Source organism: Wohlfahrtiimonas chitiniclastica (genome assembly GCF_002252325.1).
Classification (GTDB): Bacteria; Pseudomonadota; Gammaproteobacteria; order Cardiobacteriales; family Wohlfahrtiimonadaceae; genus Wohlfahrtiimonas; species Wohlfahrtiimonas chitiniclastica.
Genome location: NZ_NEFL01000001.1, coordinates 566421 through 585673, shown reverse-complemented (window position 1 = coordinate 585673; position 19253 = coordinate 566421). Strand labels below are relative to the sequence as shown.

Genomic DNA, 19253 nt, shown 5'->3' with positions numbered 1-19253 from the left:
TAGGGGAGAGGCCATAGTCGGCGCTTAATTATTTTTTAAAATATAATCAAGATGTTCAATGAATTGATCTGCAGGCACAGCACCCATCACGCGGTATTGCGGAATCTCATTGCCGGCGGCATCAAAAAAGAGCATCGCAGGTGGTCCAAAGAGATTAAAGTGCTTTTGCAATTGCTGATCCACTTTGTTGTTCTCAGTGACATCTGCTGTGATGAAGTTGAGTTCAGCTAAACGCGCTTTCACTTCAGGATCACTGAACACATATTTTTCCATCTCTTTACACGCAACGCACCAATCTGCATTGAACTCAAGCAAAGTGATTTTGCCATGATTGTTCTGTAAGGCTTCATTGAGTCCTTTTAAGCCCACAATGGGTGTGGCCGCTAAGCTTTCATGGGTTTTTAAGCTTTCATACACAAAGTAACCTGAAAATGTGAGGGATAAAAGGGCAGGGAGCATAAAGAACTTGGGCAATTGATGCATTTTAAAGATTTTGATCACAAACCAAAGGGCAAGCGAGAGCGCGATGAAGGCATAGAGCATGTTTTCCCAAAAGAGCGGTAAAATGCGCCCTAAGAAATAGGCGGCAACAGCTAAGAGGATAAAGCCAAAGAACTCTTTAATGGCGTTCATCCATGCCCCAGCTTTCGGCAATAGATAACCAGAAGACACGCCAAGGATCATCAACGGTACGCCCATACCTAAGCTCATGGCAAAGAGGGCAAAGCCGCCTAAAACATAATCTTGCGTTTGGGCAATTAAGGTGATGATGCCAATGAGCGGCGCTGTGACGCAAGGACCCACAATGAGGGCAGAGAGTGCGCCCATGATCATTGCGCCAATGTATGTGCCACTTTTTGATTGACTTGCAAAGCGATTGAGATAATTTTGGATGAAAACGGGCGTTTGAATTTGATATACGCCAAACATGCTCAATGACAAAATCACAAAGAGGGCAGCAAAGCCCATTAAGACATATTTATTTTGAAATGCTGCCGCTAAACCACTGCCTAGCATCGCAGCGACAATGCCAATGGTGGTATACACAAGCGCCATCGCGATGACATAGGAAAAAGAGATCATAAAGCCGCGGCGTTTTGTGAGGTTTTTTTCACCCGTTAAAATGCCCGATAAAATTGGCAACATTGGTAAAACACACGGCGTAAAGGTCAATAAAATGCCGAGTAAGAAAAAGAGTGGGAGCGCGAGATACTGCTTTTCTAATAGAAATGAAGCCAAGCGATCATGCTCATTTAAAAGGGGGGCAGCCGTTTCTGTTTTGAGCTGATCTATCGTTGTCACATCAGGATTCACCACCAATGTGCGAGACCATTGATGGGGCGGAAAACATAAGCCAGCTTTCGCACAGCCTTGGGCTTCAATCTCTAAATGAAGCGTATGGACATTGACTAAAGGCTGTTTAAAGCGCAGTGTCATTTCCATGGTGTGATTATAGATGGGTTGGCGGCCAAAGAATTCATCATCATGCATCACAGCGTCTGGCCAAATGATTTCGGCGATGTCGACATTTTGATTGAGCGGCGTGATGTGAATTTTATCTTTGTATAAATAATAGTCAGGATTGATCTCCCAAATGAGGTTGATTTCTGACTCAGAAGCTTTAAAAATCTCAGGTTTAAAGACTTGCTCAGGCGGTAAGAAATCTTGGCGGGCAGCGGCAGGCAATGAAGGCGCATCTGCTTGTTTGTTCAATAAAGATTGGGAAAAACTTTGGGCAACACTTTGATTACTAAAGGTAATTAAGGCGAAAAAGAGCCACACTAAGGGGGCGATTTGTCTAATCGAGAGATGTTTCAAAACAGCACCTTTCCGAGTTAATGAGTCACGAATGGGCAATTATCTCATAAAAAACTAAAATGACTAAATTCTATACTTGACCTAAAAATTTTAGGCGCTATAATTACTTCACTTTCTGCGGGAATAGCTCAGTTGGTAGAGCACAACCTTGCCAAGGTTGGGGTCGCGAGTTCGAGTCTCGTTTCCCGCTCCAAATTTTAAAACCTCATCTTTGATGAGGTTTTTTTATTGCCTGAAAAAAGCGCAATAAAAAAGCCTGAATGTTCAGGCTTTTTGAATGTATTGAATCATTGTTCAGCAATGATCACAGCACGCAGTGGGGCAGGATAGCCTTCAATGGTTTTATTGTGATTATTTGGATCTAAGAAATCCTCAAGGGAGAGATAAGTCATCCAATCCGTTTTGCGCTGCTCTTCAATGCTTGTTTGGTTGAGATCCACGCATCTGACATGTTTAAAGCCCACGCGCTTTAAGAAAATCTCAAGCATTTTGACAGATGGAATGAACCACACATTGCGCATTTGTGCATAGCGATCATGCGGAATGAGGCATGCATGCTCATCGCCTTCAATCACCATGGTTTCGAGCACTAAGGTGCCTTTTTTATTCAATAAGCGTTTAAGATCAGTTAAATGATCAATCGGCGAGCGGCGATGATAAAGGACACCCATCGAAAACACCGTATCAAACCATGCCAATTCATCCGTGATGGCTTCTAGCCCAATGGGCAACTGCCAAATGGGTAAATCTGGGGCATAATGTTTAAAGGCTTTAAATTGCGCCAAAAATAGCCAATTCGGATCAATCCCAATGACGGATTTTGCGCCCGCACCGAGCATGCGCATGCCATAATAACCATTGCCGCAGCCCACATCGAGCACATTTTTATGATGAAGATCGATGTGCGGTGCCACGCGCGCCCATTTCCAGTCAGAATGCCATTCTGTATCAATGTGCGTGTCACAAAATTGCCAAGGACCTTTGCGCCAAGGCATGAGCTTTCGCAAAGAGGCTTCTAATTGCGCTGAATCGGTAGTGCCTTGTAAAATGGCACCATTGACCAAATCTAAAGTGCAATTGTCAATCGCAGGCAATTGATCTAGCACCGCTTGCCAGTCATCAAAATTGCCATGAATGTGTTCTTGAATGTATTCAGGTAACCACGTTTGAAGATTTTGCGTCCATTGACGCAAGCCCGTGGGGCGATAAAACTCGGCAATAGCTGCGTAATCAATCATAGGATTCTTAGAATAATGTATTTAAGGTAAAGCGACGATGGAGATGAAGTTGAGACACTGAAACCACTGATAAACACGCGTAAAACCTGCTTCATGTAGGCGCGCTTTATGGATGGCAAAGGAGTCAATGCGCATCACATTTTCAATGGCTTCGCGCTTTTGGGCAATCTCTAACTCTGAGTAGCCATTCGCGCGTTTGAAGGCTAAATGCATATCATCAAGCACGGATTGTTCATCAGCATCATCAAAATAGATTTTTTCTGATAAAAATAGGGCGCCTGTTGGCAGCAATGCTTTGCGAATTTTGGTGAGTAAGGCTAAACGCTCAGCAGGCTCAATGAATTGTAGGGTTAAATTCAACACAACAATGGCCGCGGGATCAAAGTCAATATGACGAATGTCTGCTTGTTTGAGCTCAATGGGAATGAGGCCATCGTGCACTTGATCTTGCAATTTAAAAAATTGTGTGGCTTTTTCGATCATGGGTGCTGAGTTATCGACAGCGATGATTTTCGTATTTTCTGTACGAATCGAATGGCGAAGGGCATTAGATACCGCCCCAAGCGAGCAGCCAAGGTCATAAATGGTGGCATTGTCCTCTGCAAAGAGTGGGGCAAAGCGACCAATTTGCTCAACGATCATCGGGTAACCCGGTGCAGAGCGTTTGATCATGTCTGAGAAAACATTGACCACTTCTTCATTGAAGACAAAGTCAGTTTTTTTGCGTTTCTCAGAGAAAATGGTATCAACAGGCATCATGATTGATTGAGTTCAACTAAAGTGTCATGATAGCGATCAACAAGATTCGGTAAAGATTCTAAATGACGCGTTTTGGCATACTTTAATCGATAAGCAGTATAAGGTGCTGTTTCGCCTGCTAAGAACAGCTCAAGTTGGCGCGCCCGACACTGATGAATCAAGGCATCTTCAGGCTCTGCGGCAACCGTGATGTCTGTCAATGCAGCCTGATAACCTTTAGGAGGTGCGGTAATGAGCGGGGCATCTTCATAATGGTAGTCATCATAAAAATGTTCCATCTCTGGCGTTGCAGCACTCGATGAATCAGATTTCAATGTTTGGTCGATGATGGAGCGAGAGTTGCGAAGGGTGTCCTCCGTGGAGTGACGCGCTTCACGCAATGACTGTTTGACCTCATCTAATTGAGTGGTGTCATTGATCTGCTTTGTAAAACTCTGCTTTGTCTCCTCTATGGAGCGCTTGAGCTCATCGGTTTCGAACTCTTTTGAGACTTCGTTTTTCACTTGATCTGCAAAAGAACGGATTTTATTGACGATACTGCCCACCGCACGAATGGTCTCTGGCAACTTTTGTGGGCCAATGACGATCAATGCGACAATAAAGACAATCAGAAATTCGCTAAAACTAATACCAAACATTGATTGACTTTACTGTACGTTGTCTTTTTTCGTTTCAGAAGCATCTACTTTAGGTGCAGCTTCAGTAGATTTGTGCTCAACGGATTCAACTTTACCGTCTTTGTCACCCTCTTTTTTCTCATCTTCTTTCATGGCGTCTTTGAAGCCTTTTAACGCTGTGCCTAAATCACCGCCCATGTTGCGCAGTTTTTTTGTACCAAAAATTGCCAATACAACGATTAATACAATGATCCAGTGCCAAATGCTAAATGAACCCATAACAAGTACCTCTATATGATAAAGTCATTTTAAAAAATTCGCTTCATTATAAAGGTAATGTGCCCTGAGGTATAGACTAACTTCAACTATTTTTATCCATCTGATGGATTCTGGGCAACATTTCACCAAAACCGATCCATTGCAGTTTTAATTTGATGTGTTATATTAATAAGGTCAGTATTTAGGCGGTTTTGTATAGAAAGTGCGCAAAACAAGAATTGTATAATAATTCATCTTGATTAATCGTTTTAATCGCTTATAATACGCTTCTGATTTGCAGTGCGGGAATAGCTCAGTTGGTAGAGCACAACCTTGCCAAGGTTGGGGTCGCGAGTTCGAGTCTCGTTTCCCGCTCCAAAAAATGGCTGAATAGCATAGGGGTAATGCACCGGTTTGCAAAACCGTGTACGCCAGTTCGATTCTGGCTTCAGCCTCCAAAAAATATTATGGTGACCCACATTGGTTTCCTCGCAGTGAATTATTACGCACCGTGTCAGGTCCGGAAGGAAGCAGCACACGTATTAGGTTTGCGTGCAGAGGGCGAGCTGGTGTGGGTCATCTCCATTTTGGGCAGGAAAAATATTAGGAGTTCATCCCCATGGCAACTCAAGCCTTAGCGCGTAAATGGCGCCCGAAAAACTTTCACGAAGTTGTTGGTCAAAAGCACGTTGTCACTGCCTTAACAAACGGTCTCGATAATAATCGTCTTCATCATGCCTTTTTACTCACCGGTACTCGCGGTGTCGGTAAAACAACGCTTGCGCGCATTCTAGCGAAATCCTTAAACTGTGAACAAGGGGTCAGCTCTCATCCTTGCGGTGTGTGTAGCATTTGTCAGGAAGTCGATCAAGGTCGCTTTGTGGATCTGATCGAAATTGATGCCGCATCGCGCACAAAAGTGGAAGATACTCGCGAAATTTTAGACAATGTCCAATATGCGCCAACGCGTGGTCGCTATAAAGTTTACCTCATCGATGAGGTGCACATGCTCTCTAACAGCAGCTTCAATGCCTTATTAAAAACATTAGAAGAGCCGCCAGAGCATGTTAAATTCATTTTAGCCACCACCGATCCACAAAAATTACCGGTGACGGTTTTATCGCGCTGTTTACGGTTTCATTTAAAGAAAATCCCATCCCCTGAAATCACCAGCTACTTAACGCACATCATGGATGCTGAAGGCATCGATTATCAAAATAAAGCGTTAGAACTGATTGCTAAAGCTGGGGCAGGGAGCATGCGTGACAGTTTATCTCTATTAGATCAAGGCATTGCATACACCAATGGTCATGTGGCATTTGAACCCATTCAAACCATGCTTGGGCTCATTGATGATCAATATGCGCTGCTGATTCTGCGTGCCTTAGCAACCCTTGACCAGTCTGCATTGCTTGCGGCATCTAAGCAAGTGATGGATTCAGGTGCAGATCCTTATGCATTATTAGAAGCTTTGATTGAGGCTTTCCATCAATTGACGCTATTACAAATTGATGCAAGCTTTATTGATTTAGATGATACGCATCAAGACGCATGGCAAGCGCTGGCAACGGCGATGAGTGCAGAAGATCTGCAATTGTATTATCAAATTGCGCTGCATGGCCGCAAAGATTTAGAAATGCATCCTGAGCCATTGATTGGGCTTGAGATGACATTGCTGCGCATGTTGCTCTTTACACCCAAAGGTGCGCCGAAAAAATCAGCCGTGCCTTCAGTCAAAACGCAGCCATCTACAACGCCGATTGTCCATGCACCGCAAACGCACAATGAACCGACAGTTTCATTGGCGACATTGTTAGATGAGGTACAAGCTGCGCCAGAGGTTACTAAAGTTGAGCCTGTTGCAGAGCCGCCTGTGGTTGAAGAAATAAAAATAGCAGAGCCAACGCCCGAGATGGAACCTGAGCCTGAAATCATTCCTATGAATGATTCACCTGTTATGGATGCGCCCATCTATGATGATGTGCCGCCGTGGATTGATGCTGAGCAATATGAATCCATCGCAGCGGTACCAGCACCCATTGAGCCGGAAATTGCAGCGCCTGTGGCATCGATACCTGCTGAATCAGTCGTTGCTTCAACTCAAGCCGATTATCCTTTAAATAATAATGAAGATTGGCTTGAGATTGTACGCAATCTATCCATTTCAGGATTGACGCTTGGCATTGTTCGTAACTTAGTGCTCGAACGATTTTCCGATGATTGGTTGGTGCTAAAACGCTCAAGAGAAGATCATGCCTTTAACATTCCGGATGCCGAAGCAAACATTGCAAAAGCTGTGAGTGAGCTTCTTGGTCGCGATATTCGCTGCTCCATTGTGGCCACAGAACAAGTGATTGAAGAGGATGATTTTAATCATCGGGCCGAAAAAGAGTTAGAGGCGCGTAAAGTGCAAGTGTTGGCTGACATTCATGCGGATCCTGTTGTGCAATTTTTGGTCAATACGTGTGATGCAGAAGTGTTAGATTCAACCCTTAAGCTCAAACACGAATAGTGTATAATACAATTTTTTAATCAAGGAAAACGATTATGATGATGAAAGGCGGAATTGCTGGGATGATGAAAAAAGCCCAGAAAATGCAAGAAGATATGGTGAAAGCACAAGAAGAATTGGCGGACATCTCTGTGACGGGTGAATCTGGCGCAGGTTTAGTGAAAATCGAAATGTCTTGCCGCCACGTTGTGCGTAAAATTGAAATTGATGATTCATTGTTATCAGATGATAAAGAGATGCTTGAAGATTTAATCGGTGCAGCGTTTAACGATGCATTGGCAAAAGTTGAAGTGGCTTCTCAAGAAAAAATGAAATCTGTGACCGGTGGCTTTGAATTGCCAGCGGGCATGAAATTACCTGGTTTTTAATGAGCCATACACTGTATCCGAAAGCCCTTAAAGCATTGGTGGATGCCTTAAGGGTTTTGCCTGGTGTGGGGCAAAAGTCAGCGCTGAGAATGGCGCTGCATTTGCTTGAGCGCAATCGAACGGGTGCTTTGCAGCTGAGCAATGCCATTACGGGTGCATTGAATCACATACAAAAATGTAGCATTTGCCGCAATTTATCTGATGAGGCTGTGTGTTCGATCTGCCAAGATCCAAAGCGCGATGCGTCATTGTTGTGTGTGGTGGAAAACCCGATGGATGTGTTTGCACTCTCCCAATCGGTGGATTATAAAGGTCGTTACTTTGTGCTTATGGGTAATTTATCACCGTTAGATGGCATTGGTCCTGAAGAAGTGGGGCTTGATCTGCTTGAAGCGCGCTTGCGTGAAGGAGTGATCAAAGAACTCATTTTAGCCACCAATCCAACGGTTGAAGGTGAAGCGACGGCGTTTTACATTGATGAAATGGCTAAACCCTATCAAGTGACCGTCACCCGCATTGCACATGGCGTGCCAATGGGCGGCGAACTTGAATATTTAGACAGTGGCACATTGTCCCATGCATTCAGAGCAAGACAAAGATTTTAAGGAGGTGAATCATGAGTACCATTTTTACCAAAATTATTAATAAAGAGATTCCGGCCACCATCGTCTATGAAGATGATCAAGTGTTGGCGTTTCGTGACATTGATCCAAAAGCACCTGAACACATTTTGGTGATCCCTAAAAAAGAGATTCCAACCGTCAATGACATTGACGAAGCCGATGCCGCGCTCGTGGGGCAGCTGTTTTTAGCGGCGAAAAAGATCGCCAAAGAGCTCGGCTTTGCGGACAATGGTTACCGTTTGGTGATGAACTGCAATGAAGATGGCGGTCAAACAGTGCATCACATTCACATGCACATTTTAGCAGGCCGTCGTTTGAACTGGCCTCCAGGTTAATGGCAATCATATGAATTTAAAAGATTATATCATCAGCATTCCAGATCATCCGTTACCGGGGATCATTTTTAGAGACATCTCGCCACTGCTTGGCAATGGTGAAGCGTATCGTTGTGCCACCAATCAAATCGTTGAGTATGCCAAAGCAAAAGGCGTGCAAAAGATCGTTGGGCCAGAAGCACGTGGTTTCATTGTGGGTTGTCCTGTGGCGTATGCCATGGATGTAGGTTTTGTGCCTGCCCGTAAAAAAGGCAAATTACCCCGTGAAACAGAGTGTGTGGAATATGCTTTAGAATATGGCACTGCCCTCATTGAACTGCATAAAGATGCCATTAAACCCGGTGAAAAAGTATTGATCTGTGATGATTTACTCGCCACAGGCGGTACGATTGCTGCGGTGATTGAGTTGGTTGAAAAGCTTGGCGGCATCGTGGTGGGTTGTGCATTTTTAGTGGAACTGACAGAGCTCAATGGTCGCGAGAAGATCAAGCAGTATGATACGTTGACTTTGATGGAATTTTAGTCAGATTTTGGCCAATGGATTGAAGAAGATTTAGGTTACGCCCTTGAAAACAATACGTCAGCGAAATAAATTATACATTGCCCTTGTGATTGGGTTAATGCAAGCGCCTTTGATGGCTCAAACACCGCAAACGGGTGCTTTAGGCGTTTGCCGCATCAGCCCGTTGAAGCAATATTTACAGCCGACTGATCAAGTGATTGAGGATGGCACGGTTTATCTCTCAGGGAATGCTGCTGACAGTGATGAGCGTTATGCCAATGTCGAAGGCGATATTGTGGCGTATTATGGCAACAGCCGTGTTGATGCCAGTCGCATCACGCTAGATCGTACCACCAATGTCTTATCTGGCCGTGATCAAAACATTCGTTATGCCTCTGATTCTGTGGTGCTTGAGTCTAAAAGCTTCACCTCGCGCCTTAATGATAAAGAGTACGAAGGCGATGATGTCACCTATTATTTACACCAAGCCGAAGCGCAAGGGCGCGCGAAATATGCCATCAGCCGTCAGATTGAAAAAACAGCAGATTTCCAAGGGGTAACCTATTCAACGTGCCCAACAGATGAAGAGGTGTGGCAGTTGTCCGCAGCCGATCTTCATTTAGATGAAAACACAGGGCGCGGCACTGCCAAACATGCCAAATTTTCACTCTTTGGCGTCCCGATTTTATACACGCCATATTTTTCATTCCCCATTGATGATCGTCGACAAACGGGCTTTTTATTCCCCACAATCTCTTATGATCGTGATGGTGGTTTAGCCGTCCGTGTACCTTACTATTTAAATTTAGCGCCGAATTATGACGTGACGTTAAATCCCGGATTTTATACGCGCCGCGGTTTGATTTTAGGGGCAGAAGCTCGTTATTTAAACACATGGCAAAATTCAGTGTTCCGTTTTGATTTTTTGCCGGATGATCGCCGGTTTAAAAATCAAGAGCGTGCCCGCATTGCTGCCAATGATCCGAAAGATCCCTATAGCAAAAAACTGCATTCAACACGTTGGTCAGTGTTTTTCAATCAGCAGTTGAATTTGATGCCTAAATTGCGTGGGCGCATCTTATTTCAACAAGTGTCTGATCATCGCTATGTGGAAGACATTCAAGATGCCGTCGGCTTATTGACAGAAACAAACTTAGAGCGCGTGGCAGAACTCACCTATTCAGATCGCAATTGGCAGAGCACATTGCGTGTGCAGCACTATCAAGTGCTTGATAAGGTGATCATTCCTGATGCGCCTTATGCGCGCATGCCACAATGGTTATTAAGTGGCGAATGGGAACAAAATGGCATCATTTATGGTGCGAATGTGGAGGCTGTACAATTTAGAACCCACATTAAGCCAAATGATCGTAATAAAGCGCGCCCAAAATCTGCGACGCGCATTGATTTATTGCCTTATGTGGGCTTTCGTTTAGAAAATTCCTGGGGCTTTTTTGAGCCAAAATTGGCCTATCGCTACACTCATTATGATTTAGATTATCAAGACATCAATGGCGTTGCACCGAATAAACCCCATAATTTGCACCGCGGCACCTCTATTTTCAGTATTGATACAGGAATTGCCTTAGAGCGTGATGTGAGCTTTAGCAGTTTATTTGGTGGCGGGAACTTCATTCAAACATTAGAACCTCGTTTATTTTACTTGAATGTGCCGTATCGTCGTCAATCAGACATTCCAATTTTTGACACCGGCAACATTACGCCAAGTTATGACAATCTATTTGCCACCAACCAATTTACGGGAGCAGATCGTCAAAGCAATGCCAATCAGCTCACAACGGCGCTCACCACACGTTTTATTAATGATGAAACGGGTGTGGAGCACTTTAGATTGTCTTTGGGGCAAATTTATTATTTTGATCAACCACGCATCACCATTAACCAAGATTTATTGCCGAAAAATGAGTGCTTGAAAGATTATGAAAATAACCATCGACCAGGCATTGGGGCAATTAAATGCCAAAGTGGCCGTCATTCAGAATGGTTTGTGGAAAATCACATTGTATTTTCCAGTGACTTCAGTTCTCGCGTCATTTGGCAATGGTCACCGGATGCTAAACGCACCACGCGTTTATCGTATGATTTACGCTATCAACCAGAACCTCGTAAAATCATTAACATTGCACAGCGCTATGATCGCACCTTGACGGGTACGCAAAAAGATTGGGTGACGAACCAAATTGACATCACATCCTTCTGGGAGGTGAATAATAACTGGGCAGTGGTGGGGCGTTATAACTATTCATTAGAAGAGCGCCGCATGAATGATTCTTATATGGGCTTTGAATACAGTGATTGCTGTGTGGCAACACGTGTGGCAGCCCGTTATTATCGCAGTAATTTACTCGATGATAAAAAGAGTTGGAAAGCCTATTTACAATTTGAGTTTAAGGGCTTAGGTAATGTTGGGCAGAGCACAGATTCTTTCTGGGAAGAGAGCATTCCGGGCTATACAGCAAAATATTTAAGCAATACTCGCGGATTTTAGATTAAAAAAAGCCCCCACACTGTGAGGGCTTTTTGATTCTAATGTGATTAGAGAATGAAGCGGCTTAAATCTTCATTGTCAGACAATTCACCAAGAGAATTTTTCACCATCGCTTCATCAATGGTGACGGTTTCGCCACTACGATCAGAGGCTGTGAATGAAATCTCTTCTAACAAGTGCTCTAAAATCGTGTGTAAACGACGCGCACCAATGTTTTCTGTTTTTTCATTGACGTTGTAAGCGATCTTAGCAATCTCAGCAATCGCGCCATCGGTAAAGGCAAGTTCCACTTCTTCAGTTTTCAATAAAGCCGTGTATTGCTTGATGAGGGCAGAGGATGGCTCTTTTAAGATGCGTTCAAAATCTTCTGCCGTCAATGCATTGAGTTCAACGCGAATCGGTAAACGACCTTGCAATTCAGGAATCAAGTCAGAAGGGCGTGCAACATGGAAAGCGCCTGATGCGATGAATAAAATGTGATCAGTTTTCACAGGGCCATATTTAGTGGAGACGGTGCTGCCTTCAATGATGGGCAATAAATCACGTTGCACACCTTCACGAGAGACATCCGTGCCAGAGCTTTCACCGCGGCGGCACACTTTATCGATCTCATCAATGAAAACAATGCCAGTATTTTCAGCAGCAGCAATGGCTTGTTTTTTCACATCTTCTTCATTGACCAAACGGCGGGCTTCTTCATCTTGCGCCGCTTTTAAAGCATCTTTGATTTTCATCTTTTGCTTATGTTTTGGCGTGTTGCCTGTTTGATTGAAGAGGGATTGCAATTGTTCTGCCATCTCTTCCATGCCAGGAGGCGTCATGATGTTCATGCTTGATGCATGTTGCTGCGTCAATTCAATTTCAATCTCTTTATCGTCTAATTCACCGCGAATGATTTTTTCACGGAATTTTTGACGCGTGGCAGAGTTATCTGTGCTTGGGGCGCTTGGCTCATTGTCAAAACCCACAGATTTAGGGCGGGGAATGAGCACATCTAAAATGCGTTCAATGGCGGCGTCTTCAGCTTTCGGGTGCGCGAGTTTCACAGCATCTTCACGGGCTTTCGTGATGGCAGCTTCCACTAAATCACGAATGATGGAATCCACTTCACGACCCACATAACCCACTTCCGTGAATTTTGTGGCTTCCACTTTAATGAATGGCGCGTTTGCTAAATTGGCTAAACGGCGAGCAATTTCAGTTTTACCAACACCCGTTGGCCCAATCATTAAGATGTTTTTCGGTGTGATCTCTTTACGCATGTCGCCGGTGACTTGTTGGCGTCTCCAACGGTTACGTAAAGCAATGGCCACGGCGCGTTTTGCATCGTTTTGTCCCACAATGTAGCGATCGAGTTCTTGAACGATCTCTCTTGGTGTCATTTCACTCATGATGTCTTCCTAAAATGTTAACTTTTCAATCGTTTGATTGTGATTGGTGTAGATACAGATGTCCGCGGCAATGCTCAAGCTTTTGCGTACGATACTTTCTGCATCTAAATCTGTATTGTCTAAAAGGGCAAGGGCTGCACTTTGTGCAAAGGCACCGCCAGAACCGATGGTGGCCATATTGTGTTCAGGCTCGATCACATCGCCATTGCCTGAGATCACTAAAATGGCCGTTTCATCCGCCACAATCAATAGCGCCTCTAGGCGACGAAGTTGCTGATCTGTTCGCCAATCTTTGGCCAATTCCACGGCTGCACGGGTCAATTGGCCATTGTGTTGCTCGAGTTTCGCTTCAAAGCGTTCAAACAAAGTAAAGGCATCGGCTGTACCACCTGCAAATCCGGCAATCACTTTTCCATTGTATAAACGACGCACTTTTCTGGCATTGCCCTTCATGACGGTATTGCCTAACGAGACTTGGCCATCGCCACCGATGACAACTTCATTGCCACGTCTAACTGCGCAGATCGTGGTACCACGATATTGTTCCATTTGAACTCCTTGTTCATGTTTCATTGACGTCTTATTAAAATGAGGATGGATTTTTCAATTTCAAGGTGGTCAATGAAAATGGGCATCATTTAGACGATTCGTCTGTGTGCTTTTTGCTCAAATTTTGGATCATGGTGGTGATGTAAACCGTAAAAATGGGGAAGATCGTGATGCCTGCCACCGCTAAAATGGCGGTGCTGATTTTGCCCGCGGTGGTGACGGGGATGATGTTTGACCCTAAAGTGGTTGCCGTCATCGATGCCCACCAAAGCACATCGCCATAGGTTTTCACTTGTGGATTGACGGAGATCTCAAAGAGATAAAAGAGCAAAGTTTGCAGATAAGCAATGGAGAAAAATAGGGTTAAATAGGAGACAAAGAGCCCAGTAATGCGGTCACTGATGAGGAGTTTAACCAATAAAAAGAGGGCAATGACGCCACGAAAAATCGGTAAAAATTTCAGTAAATAAAAGGCTTGTGTAGAGAGCTCTAAATGAAAATGGTTCAACACATTGATATAAGGAATGGAGACCAAAATCAAAAAGAGATAGCGGCGAAAATACTCTAAGCGATGATCAGAGAGAAAAAAGCCTGATAATAAGTCCAATAAAAAGTAGATGCAGATCCAAAATTGTAGATTGTTATTGCGAATCAATGTGTTGTTTTGGATGTTCGGAATGTCCACAAGCGTGATGTCAATGATCAACACAATGGATGCAAAGATGGCAAAGAGATAGAGGATTTTGCGGGCAATCATTTTAAAGGTTTCTAAGCCCGTTTTTGGCGTTGTATTGGTGGTCATGGTGGGTCTTTATGATCTCAATCAAAACATGATGGGAGTATAGCACTTAATTGGCGGATAAACGTTATGTATTGTGATATACTTCGCGCAATGATTGAGATCAAAGGGGTCAATATGAAGCGTTTTCATAAAACTTTGGCGCTGACAGCATTGTTGGCGACAACATTGAGTGCAGCATTTGCAGAGTCATTATTTGTCTATTCAGGCGCAGGCCTTAAAAAGCCTATGGAAGAGATTGCATCGGTCTTTGAAAAAAATCATGATGCGACGGTGGAATTTAACTTTGCAGGTTCAGGGCAATTGCTTGCGCAGCTTGCCACAACAGGCAAGGGCGATTTATTCATTGTGGGTTCAGAAGTCTCTTATGAAGCCGCTGAGAAAAAAGGTTTAGTTGGGAACGCTTATGGCATTGCCCATCATACGCCTGCCATTGTGGTGTTAAAGGGCAATCCTAAAAACATCCAAAGCCTCGAAGATTTAAGTCGCGAAGGTGTGAAAGTGATTCTAGGTGAGCCAAAAGCCAATGCCATTGGTAAAACGGCACAAGAGATTTTAAAGAAAAATCATTTAGAAAAGATCAATGACAATGTGGTATCGACGGCAAATACAGTCAATGAAATGGCAGTGCAACTCACTTTAGGCACGGCAGATGCCATGATTGCCACCATTGATGCAGTGTATAACAACCCAAAAGTTGAGATCATTGAGATTCCGGCTGAACAAAACATTGATCAAATTGTCACGGGCGGCATTGTGACGTCAACACAATCCCCTGAGTTGTCTAAAGCATTTATGGATTTAACCGATTCCCCTGAAGGCCGTGAGATTTTTGCGCGTCATGGTTTTGCCCCTGTGACGGAATGATTCGGTCACTCTTTTATCTATTTGTCATGTTGGTGGCGCTCTTTATTGTGGCGCCACTTTTGATGTTGATGAAAGAGGGCATGGCACAATTGCCCACAGCGATTCAGTCAAAAGAGGTGCAGTTTGCCATCGCATTGAGTTTAAAAACCTCGATCATCTCCACCATCATTTGCCTCATGTTAGCGGCACCGATTGCCCAATTTTTGCATCATAGTGCCATTAAACATTATGTGATGCCCTTTCTTTATTTGCCATTGGCATTGCCACACATTGTTTCCGGTGTGGCTTTGCTCCTTTTTTTTGGCCACTTGGGCATTGGCGGATTGTTAGAGCGCCATTTTAATCTCTCGTTTGTCTTTACACAGCACGGCATCATCCTTGCACAAGTTTTTGTGAATTTGCCTTTCGCCATTCAGTTGTTAGTGGTGGGGCTTGAACGGCTCAATGGGCGACAAATTTTTGTGGCGCGCACCCTTGGTGCATCAAAATGGCAATGCTTTTATCATGTCACATTACCACTACTCAAAAGTACGTTGATTGCCACGGTGATTTTGACATGGTCACGCGCCCTTGGCGAATTTGGCGCAGTGATTATGGTGGCGGGCGCAACGCGTATGAAAACAGAGATTTTACCCACATCCATCATGCTGAATCTATCAACCGGTGAGCTTGATTTAGCAATGGCGATCGCGGTGATTTTAATGATGATCTCTTTGACATGCTCTTTAACCTTTGAATATATTTTTAGGGGGCACCGTGCTGACGCTCGATAAAATTTGCCTCAATGTCGGGGCATTTACCTTAGACAATATCTCGCTGGCATTAAAACCAGGCGATTATTGCGTCATTTTAGGGCGCACAGGGTCAGGCAAAACATTATTGTTAGAATCGATCGCAGGGCGTTATTCTCAATTGACAGGATCAATCACGCTCAATGATCAATCTTTATCAAAAATGTCCGTGGAAGCACGCAACATTGGCTTTGTGTATCAGCATTTTGAGCTTTTTAACCATTTAACTGTGCAAGAAAACATTGCCTTTCCCTTAAAAATGCGCAAAGTGCCAATGGCACGGCAACAGAATTGCACCCTTAAGATTGCAAATGAATTGGGCATTGCCCATTTGTTAAATTCAGCCATCACACATTTAAGTGGTGGTGAGCGTCAGCGCGTTGCCTTGGCGCGGGCACTGATTTTTGAACCTGAGCTTTTACTGTTAGATGAGCCCACCAGCGCCCTTGATTATGTGACGCGCCATGAAATGCGCCGCGTGTTGCATCACATTCATCGCACAACTTCGCCCATCATTGTGCATGTCACTCATGACATCAGCGAGGCGCTGGCGTTGGCCACACACATTGGCGTGATGAAAAATGGGCGTTTGATCCATTTTTATCCCCTCACCGATGCCTCAAAAGCAGACGGCGAGGCACGATTATTTGAGCAATTGACTTAAAAAAGGAGTGATGATGTTCATGACCACCGAAGAGATGGAGCGCTTCATTCGTGAAGATGTGCCATACATTGATTTAACCTCAACACTACTCGGGATTGAGCAGACCCCAACAGAGATTCAATACATGACACGCAGTGGTGGTGTTGTGGCGGGCACTGAGATTGTGGCAAAACTGTGTGAGCGTTTAGGCATTGAAGTGTTGAGCATGAAATCGTCAGGCACGCGCATTCATGCCTGTGATCAGTTATTGACGGCCAAAGGGCGGGGCGATGCCATTCATACGCTCTGGAAAGTTGGGCAAAACATTTTAGATTACACCTCTGGCGTTGCGAGCACGACGCGTAAAATGGTGGACATTTGCCAACACGCGCCTCAAAAAGTGGCACTGTTGACCACGCGTAAAAGCATTCCCGGGACAAAAGCGCTTGCCATCCATGGCATTGTGGCAGGAGGCGCTGTGCCACATCGTTTGGGTTTATCAGAAACCATTTTGATCTTTAAGCAGCACCGTCAATTTTTTAAAGATGATGCAGCGCTCAGTCAGCGATTGTCGGAGATTCGCCATTTGACCTGCGAGAAAAAGATCGTCATTGAGGCGGATCATTTAGAAGAAGCCATTCGCTTTGCAAAAATGCCCATCGATGCCATTCAGTTTGATAAATTAACACCAGAGCAATTGAGTGCAGCCGTCATGCACATGCGTGCGCACCATCCTCAATTGACATTATTAGGTGCCGGTGGCATTAACTTAAGCAACATTGAAGCTTACGCGCAAACAGGGGTGGATGGCTTGGTGACCACAGCGCCATACTATGCCAAAGCGCTTGACATAAAAGTCAATATTTTGTCCTGATCTGCATAATATTTGATTGAAGTATACGGAATATGTACGCAATTTTTGCATAATAGCTTAGAATAGCGAACTTTCTATTGTACTTAAGCATTCATTTTTGAGGTAATGCATGGATTGGCAACAAATACTCTTCCAATTTCTAGGTGGACTGGGCCTGTTTCTTTTTGCAATCAAATTTATGGGCGATGGGCTTCAAAAGTCAGCGGGTAACCGCCTTCGCACCATTTTAGATCGCTTTACCACAAACCCATTTATGGGGATTTTGGCAGGTATTTTTGTCACAGTACTCATTCAATCAAGCTCTGGCACCACGGTGATTACGGTGGGGCTTGTGAGCGCAGGATTAATGACATTACGTCAAGCGATTGGCGTCATCATGGGGGCAAACATTGGCACCACGGTGACGGCATTCATCATCGGGATCGACATTGGTGAATACGCCTATCCGATTTTATTGATGGGTTCGGTGATGCTCTTTTTCTTCAAAAAAACGAGTGTGCAAAATTTAGGGCAAATCTTTTTTGGCTTTGGTGGATTGTTCATCGGACTTGACCTGATGAGTAGTGGATTGGCGCCACTGCGTGAATTGCCGCTCTTTACGCAACTCATTTTACAGATGAGCCACAGCCCGATTTTAAGCGTTTTTGTGGGCACCGTGTTTACCTTGATTGTGCAATCTTCAAGTGCCACCATCGGGATTTTGCAAGGCTTGTATGCTGAGAACTTGATTTCACTGCAAGGCGCATTGCCTGTGCTCTTTGGGGATAACATTGGGACGACGATTACAGCGGTATTGGCAGCAATTGGCGCGACTGTGATTGCAAAGCGTGCCGCAGCCATTCATGTGTTATTTAATGTGCTTGGCGCCGTGATTTTCCTCATTTTTTTGGGGCCTTACACGCATTTTATCATGTGGGTTACCGGGCAATTGGCGCTTGAACCTAAAATGCAGATCGCCTTTGCACACGGGACATTTAACTTAGTCAATACATTGATTCAATTGCCATTCATTGGCCTTTGGGCTTATTTGGTGACAAAACTTTTGCCAGAGCGCGAAAAACCCCATGAGAAAGTGGCGCTCTATTTAGATGAAACCATCATTGAAAAATCCCCAAGCATTGCCATTGGGCAAGCGAAAAAAGAGCTCATTCATATGGGGAATTTAAGCATCGATGGTTTAAAACGTTCCCTTGAATACCTAAAAACCAACAACATGGATGATGCGGCATTTGGACGCATTTTAGAGAAGAATATCAATATATTGGATGAAGAGATCACCCGCTATTTGGTGAAAATTTTCCCTCATTCAATCACGCCCCAAGATTCAAATGATCTACAAGCGATGCTCAACTTAGTGTGTGACATCGAGCGCATTGGCGATCACTTTGAAAACATCATCGAGCAGATCGATTACATGGGCGAGCACAATATTACCTTGAGTGACGATGCGAAAAATGAGGTCTTTGAGATGTTTGAACTCACCATTCGCTCGGTTGAGCTTGCCATCACGGCGTTAGATAAGACCGATTTATCAAAAGCGCGCTGCGTGTATGAGTTAGAAGATGAGATCGATGATATGGAGCGTTATTTGCGTAAGCAACACATTCGCCGCCTCAATCATGGGGAATGTACGCCAAAATCTGGTTTAACGTATACAGATTTAATCTCAAATCTCGAGCGCATTGGCGATCACGCCCACAACATTGCTGAGATGCTCTTTGAGAAACATCAACATTAACGGAATTATCTAGCAACTCAATCAAGCCTCTTCTATACTGAATGCACATCATTCATTAGGAG

The 19253-nt window shown here is 44.2% G+C and carries 19 protein-coding genes, 3 tRNA genes and 1 other RNA gene; 15 read left to right on the top strand and 8 right to left on the bottom strand.

Going from position 1 to position 19253, the window contains the following annotated elements; genetic code table 11:
• Positions 1 to 24: 24 nt before the first annotated feature.
• Positions 25 to 1818, bottom strand: coding sequence for a protein-disulfide reductase DsbD (gene dsbD / locus B9T10_RS02795; protein ID WP_094537739.1), 1794 nt, complete (start codon positions 1816 to 1818; stop codon positions 25 to 27).
• A gap of 117 nt (positions 1819 to 1935) precedes the next feature.
• Between dsbD and B9T10_RS02790 the strand changes: the two genes are divergently transcribed.
• Positions 1936 to 2011: transfer RNA gene (locus tag B9T10_RS02790), tRNA-Gly, on the top strand.
• A gap of 94 nt (positions 2012 to 2105) precedes the next feature.
• On the opposite strand, the gene cmoB is transcribed toward B9T10_RS02790, so the two are convergent.
• From cmoB to tatA, 4 genes are read right to left on the bottom strand one after another with little or no spacing between them, the layout of a single operon-like run.
• A complete protein-coding gene (gene cmoB / locus B9T10_RS02785) occupies positions 2106 to 3056 on the bottom strand; it encodes a tRNA 5-methoxyuridine(34)/uridine 5-oxyacetic acid(34) synthase CmoB (protein ID WP_094537738.1) in 951 nt (316 codons plus the stop codon).
• A gap of 21 nt (positions 3057 to 3077) precedes the next feature.
• Complete coding sequence (gene cmoA, locus B9T10_RS02780) at positions 3078 to 3815, bottom strand: carboxy-S-adenosyl-L-methionine synthase CmoA (RefSeq protein WP_094491246.1); 738 nt, start codon at positions 3813 to 3815, stop codon at positions 3078 to 3080.
• Positions 3812 to 4453 carry a Sec-independent protein translocase protein TatB gene (gene tatB, locus B9T10_RS02775; RefSeq protein WP_094537737.1) on the bottom strand — a complete coding sequence of 214 codons (642 nt, stop codon included), beginning with the start codon at positions 4451 to 4453 and terminating at the stop codon, positions 3812 to 3814. Before tatB ends, cmoA begins: the two co-directional genes overlap by 4 nt.
• 9 nt (positions 4454 to 4462) lie before the next feature.
• Positions 4463 to 4711, bottom strand: a complete 249-nt coding sequence (gene tatA, locus B9T10_RS02770) for a Sec-independent protein translocase subunit TatA (protein WP_008314879.1) — start codon at positions 4709 to 4711, stop codon at positions 4463 to 4465.
• A gap of 281 nt (positions 4712 to 4992) precedes the next feature.
• Between tatA and B9T10_RS02765 the strand changes: the two genes are divergently transcribed.
• The 9 genes from B9T10_RS02765 (at position 4993) to B9T10_RS02725 (ending at position 11539) form a co-directional block, all read left to right on the top strand.
• Positions 4993 to 5068 (top strand) — tRNA-Gly (locus B9T10_RS02765).
• A gap of 6 nt (positions 5069 to 5074) precedes the next feature.
• A tRNA-Cys gene (locus B9T10_RS02760) sits at positions 5075 to 5148 on the top strand.
• 20 nt (positions 5149 to 5168) lie between these two features.
• An RNA gene (gene ffs, locus B9T10_RS02755) (signal recognition particle sRNA small type) lies at positions 5169 to 5265 on the top strand.
• Positions 5266 to 5309: 44 nt separating this feature from the next.
• Positions 5310 to 7202, top strand: coding sequence for a DNA polymerase III subunit gamma/tau (gene dnaX / locus B9T10_RS02750; RefSeq protein WP_094537736.1), 1893 nt, complete (start codon positions 5310 to 5312; stop codon positions 7200 to 7202).
• A 38-nt stretch (positions 7203 to 7240) separates the two neighbouring features.
• On the top strand, positions 7241 to 7570 hold the full coding sequence (locus tag B9T10_RS02745; protein WP_026165673.1) for a YbaB/EbfC family nucleoid-associated protein: 330 nt from the start codon (positions 7241 to 7243) through the stop codon (positions 7568 to 7570).
• The gene (recR, locus tag B9T10_RS02740; RefSeq protein WP_094537735.1) at positions 7570 to 8175 is read left to right on the top strand and encodes a recombination mediator RecR; all 606 of its coding nucleotides are present in this window, start codon (positions 7570 to 7572) and stop codon (positions 8173 to 8175) included. Before B9T10_RS02745 ends, recR begins: the two co-directional genes overlap by 1 nt.
• A gap of 11 nt (positions 8176 to 8186) precedes the next feature.
• Complete coding sequence (locus tag B9T10_RS02735; protein WP_018121984.1) at positions 8187 to 8528, top strand: histidine triad nucleotide-binding protein; 342 nt, start codon at positions 8187 to 8189, stop codon at positions 8526 to 8528.
• 10 nt (positions 8529 to 8538) lie between these two features.
• Entirely contained in the window at positions 8539 to 9051 is a 513-nt protein-coding gene (locus B9T10_RS02730; protein WP_008314874.1) for an adenine phosphoribosyltransferase, read from the top strand.
• Between the two features lie 43 nt (positions 9052 to 9094).
• Complete coding sequence (locus B9T10_RS02725) at positions 9095 to 11539, top strand: LPS-assembly protein LptD (RefSeq protein WP_246782141.1); 2445 nt, start codon at positions 9095 to 9097, stop codon at positions 11537 to 11539.
• 47 nt (positions 11540 to 11586) lie between these two features.
• Here B9T10_RS02725 and hslU read toward each other — a convergent pair whose 3' ends face one another.
• The 3 genes from hslU to B9T10_RS02710 all read right to left on the bottom strand — a co-directional run bounded on the left by hslU (position 11587) and on the right by B9T10_RS02710 (position 14281).
• A complete protein-coding gene (gene hslU / locus B9T10_RS02720) occupies positions 11587 to 12930 on the bottom strand; it encodes an ATP-dependent protease ATPase subunit HslU (RefSeq protein ID WP_063454996.1) in 1344 nt (447 codons plus the stop codon).
• Between the two features lie 9 nt (positions 12931 to 12939).
• Entirely contained in the window at positions 12940 to 13479 is a 540-nt protein-coding gene (hslV, locus tag B9T10_RS02715; protein ID WP_063454995.1) for an ATP-dependent protease subunit HslV, read from the bottom strand.
• 85 nt (positions 13480 to 13564) lie between these two features.
• Positions 13565 to 14281 carry an ion channel gene (locus B9T10_RS02710; protein ID WP_008314870.1) on the bottom strand — a complete coding sequence of 239 codons (717 nt, stop codon included), beginning with the start codon at positions 14279 to 14281 and terminating at the stop codon, positions 13565 to 13567.
• A gap of 114 nt (positions 14282 to 14395) precedes the next feature.
• Here B9T10_RS02710 and modA point away from each other — a divergent pair, with 114 nt between their 5' ends.
• From modA to B9T10_RS02685, 5 genes are all read left to right on the top strand, one after another.
• Positions 14396 to 15145, top strand: a complete 750-nt coding sequence (modA, locus tag B9T10_RS02705; RefSeq protein ID WP_094537734.1) for a molybdate ABC transporter substrate-binding protein — start codon at positions 14396 to 14398, stop codon at positions 15143 to 15145.
• Positions 15142 to 15918 carry an ABC transporter permease gene (locus tag B9T10_RS02700; protein ID WP_094537733.1) on the top strand — a complete coding sequence of 259 codons (777 nt, stop codon included), beginning with the start codon at positions 15142 to 15144 and terminating at the stop codon, positions 15916 to 15918. Before modA ends, B9T10_RS02700 begins: the two co-directional genes overlap by 4 nt.
• On the top strand, positions 15902 to 16600 hold the full coding sequence (locus B9T10_RS02695) for an ABC transporter ATP-binding protein (RefSeq protein ID WP_094537732.1): 699 nt from the start codon (positions 15902 to 15904) through the stop codon (positions 16598 to 16600). The genes B9T10_RS02700 and B9T10_RS02695 overlap by 17 nt, the downstream gene beginning before the upstream one ends.
• 10 nt (positions 16601 to 16610) lie before the next feature.
• Positions 16611 to 17453, top strand: a complete 843-nt coding sequence (modD, locus tag B9T10_RS02690) for a ModD protein (RefSeq protein ID WP_246782140.1) — start codon at positions 16611 to 16613, stop codon at positions 17451 to 17453.
• 109 nt (positions 17454 to 17562) lie between these two features.
• Positions 17563 to 19191 (top strand): Na/Pi cotransporter family protein, encoded by a 1629-nt coding sequence (locus B9T10_RS02685; protein WP_094537731.1) that lies wholly within the window; start codon positions 17563 to 17565, stop codon positions 19189 to 19191.
• Positions 19192 to 19253: the final 62 nt, after the last annotated feature.

What these genes read in the sequence shown, in the direction of transcription:
- cmoB (WP_094537738.1), bottom strand. Translation starts at nt 3,056, where the DNA reads ATGATTGATTACGCAGCTATTGCCGAGTTTTATCGCCCCACGGGCTTG.
- cmoA (WP_094491246.1), bottom strand. Translation starts at nt 3,815, where the DNA reads ATGATGCCTGTTGATACCATTTTCTCTGAGAAACGCAAAAAAACTGAC.
- tatB (WP_094537737.1), bottom strand. Translation starts at nt 4,453, where the DNA reads ATGTTTGGTATTAGTTTTAGCGAATTTCTGATTGTCTTTATTGTCGCA.
- tatA (WP_008314879.1), bottom strand. Translation starts at nt 4,711, where the DNA reads ATGGGTTCATTTAGCATTTGGCACTGGATCATTGTATTAATCGTTGTA.
- dnaX (WP_094537736.1), top strand. Translation starts at nt 5,310, where the DNA reads ATGGCAACTCAAGCCTTAGCGCGTAAATGGCGCCCGAAAAACTTTCAC.
- B9T10_RS02745 (WP_026165673.1), top strand. Translation starts at nt 7,241, where the DNA reads ATGATGAAAGGCGGAATTGCTGGGATGATGAAAAAAGCCCAGAAAATG.
- recR (WP_094537735.1), top strand. Translation starts at nt 7,570, where the DNA reads ATGAGCCATACACTGTATCCGAAAGCCCTTAAAGCATTGGTGGATGCC.
- B9T10_RS02735 (WP_018121984.1), top strand. Translation starts at nt 8,187, where the DNA reads ATGAGTACCATTTTTACCAAAATTATTAATAAAGAGATTCCGGCCACC.
- B9T10_RS02730 (WP_008314874.1), top strand. Translation starts at nt 8,539, where the DNA reads ATGAATTTAAAAGATTATATCATCAGCATTCCAGATCATCCGTTACCG.
- hslU (WP_063454996.1), bottom strand. Translation starts at nt 12,930, where the DNA reads ATGAGTGAAATGACACCAAGAGAGATCGTTCAAGAACTCGATCGCTAC.
- hslV (WP_063454995.1), bottom strand. Translation starts at nt 13,479, where the DNA reads ATGGAACAATATCGTGGTACCACGATCTGCGCAGTTAGACGTGGCAAT.
- B9T10_RS02710 (WP_008314870.1), bottom strand. Translation starts at nt 14,281, where the DNA reads ATGACCACCAATACAACGCCAAAAACGGGCTTAGAAACCTTTAAAATG.
- modA (WP_094537734.1), top strand. Translation starts at nt 14,396, where the DNA reads ATGAAGCGTTTTCATAAAACTTTGGCGCTGACAGCATTGTTGGCGACA.
- B9T10_RS02700 (WP_094537733.1), top strand. Translation starts at nt 15,142, where the DNA reads ATGATTCGGTCACTCTTTTATCTATTTGTCATGTTGGTGGCGCTCTTT.
- modD (WP_246782140.1), top strand. Translation starts at nt 16,611, where the DNA reads ATGATGTTCATGACCACCGAAGAGATGGAGCGCTTCATTCGTGAAGAT.
- B9T10_RS02685 (WP_094537731.1), top strand. Translation starts at nt 17,563, where the DNA reads ATGGATTGGCAACAAATACTCTTCCAATTTCTAGGTGGACTGGGCCTG.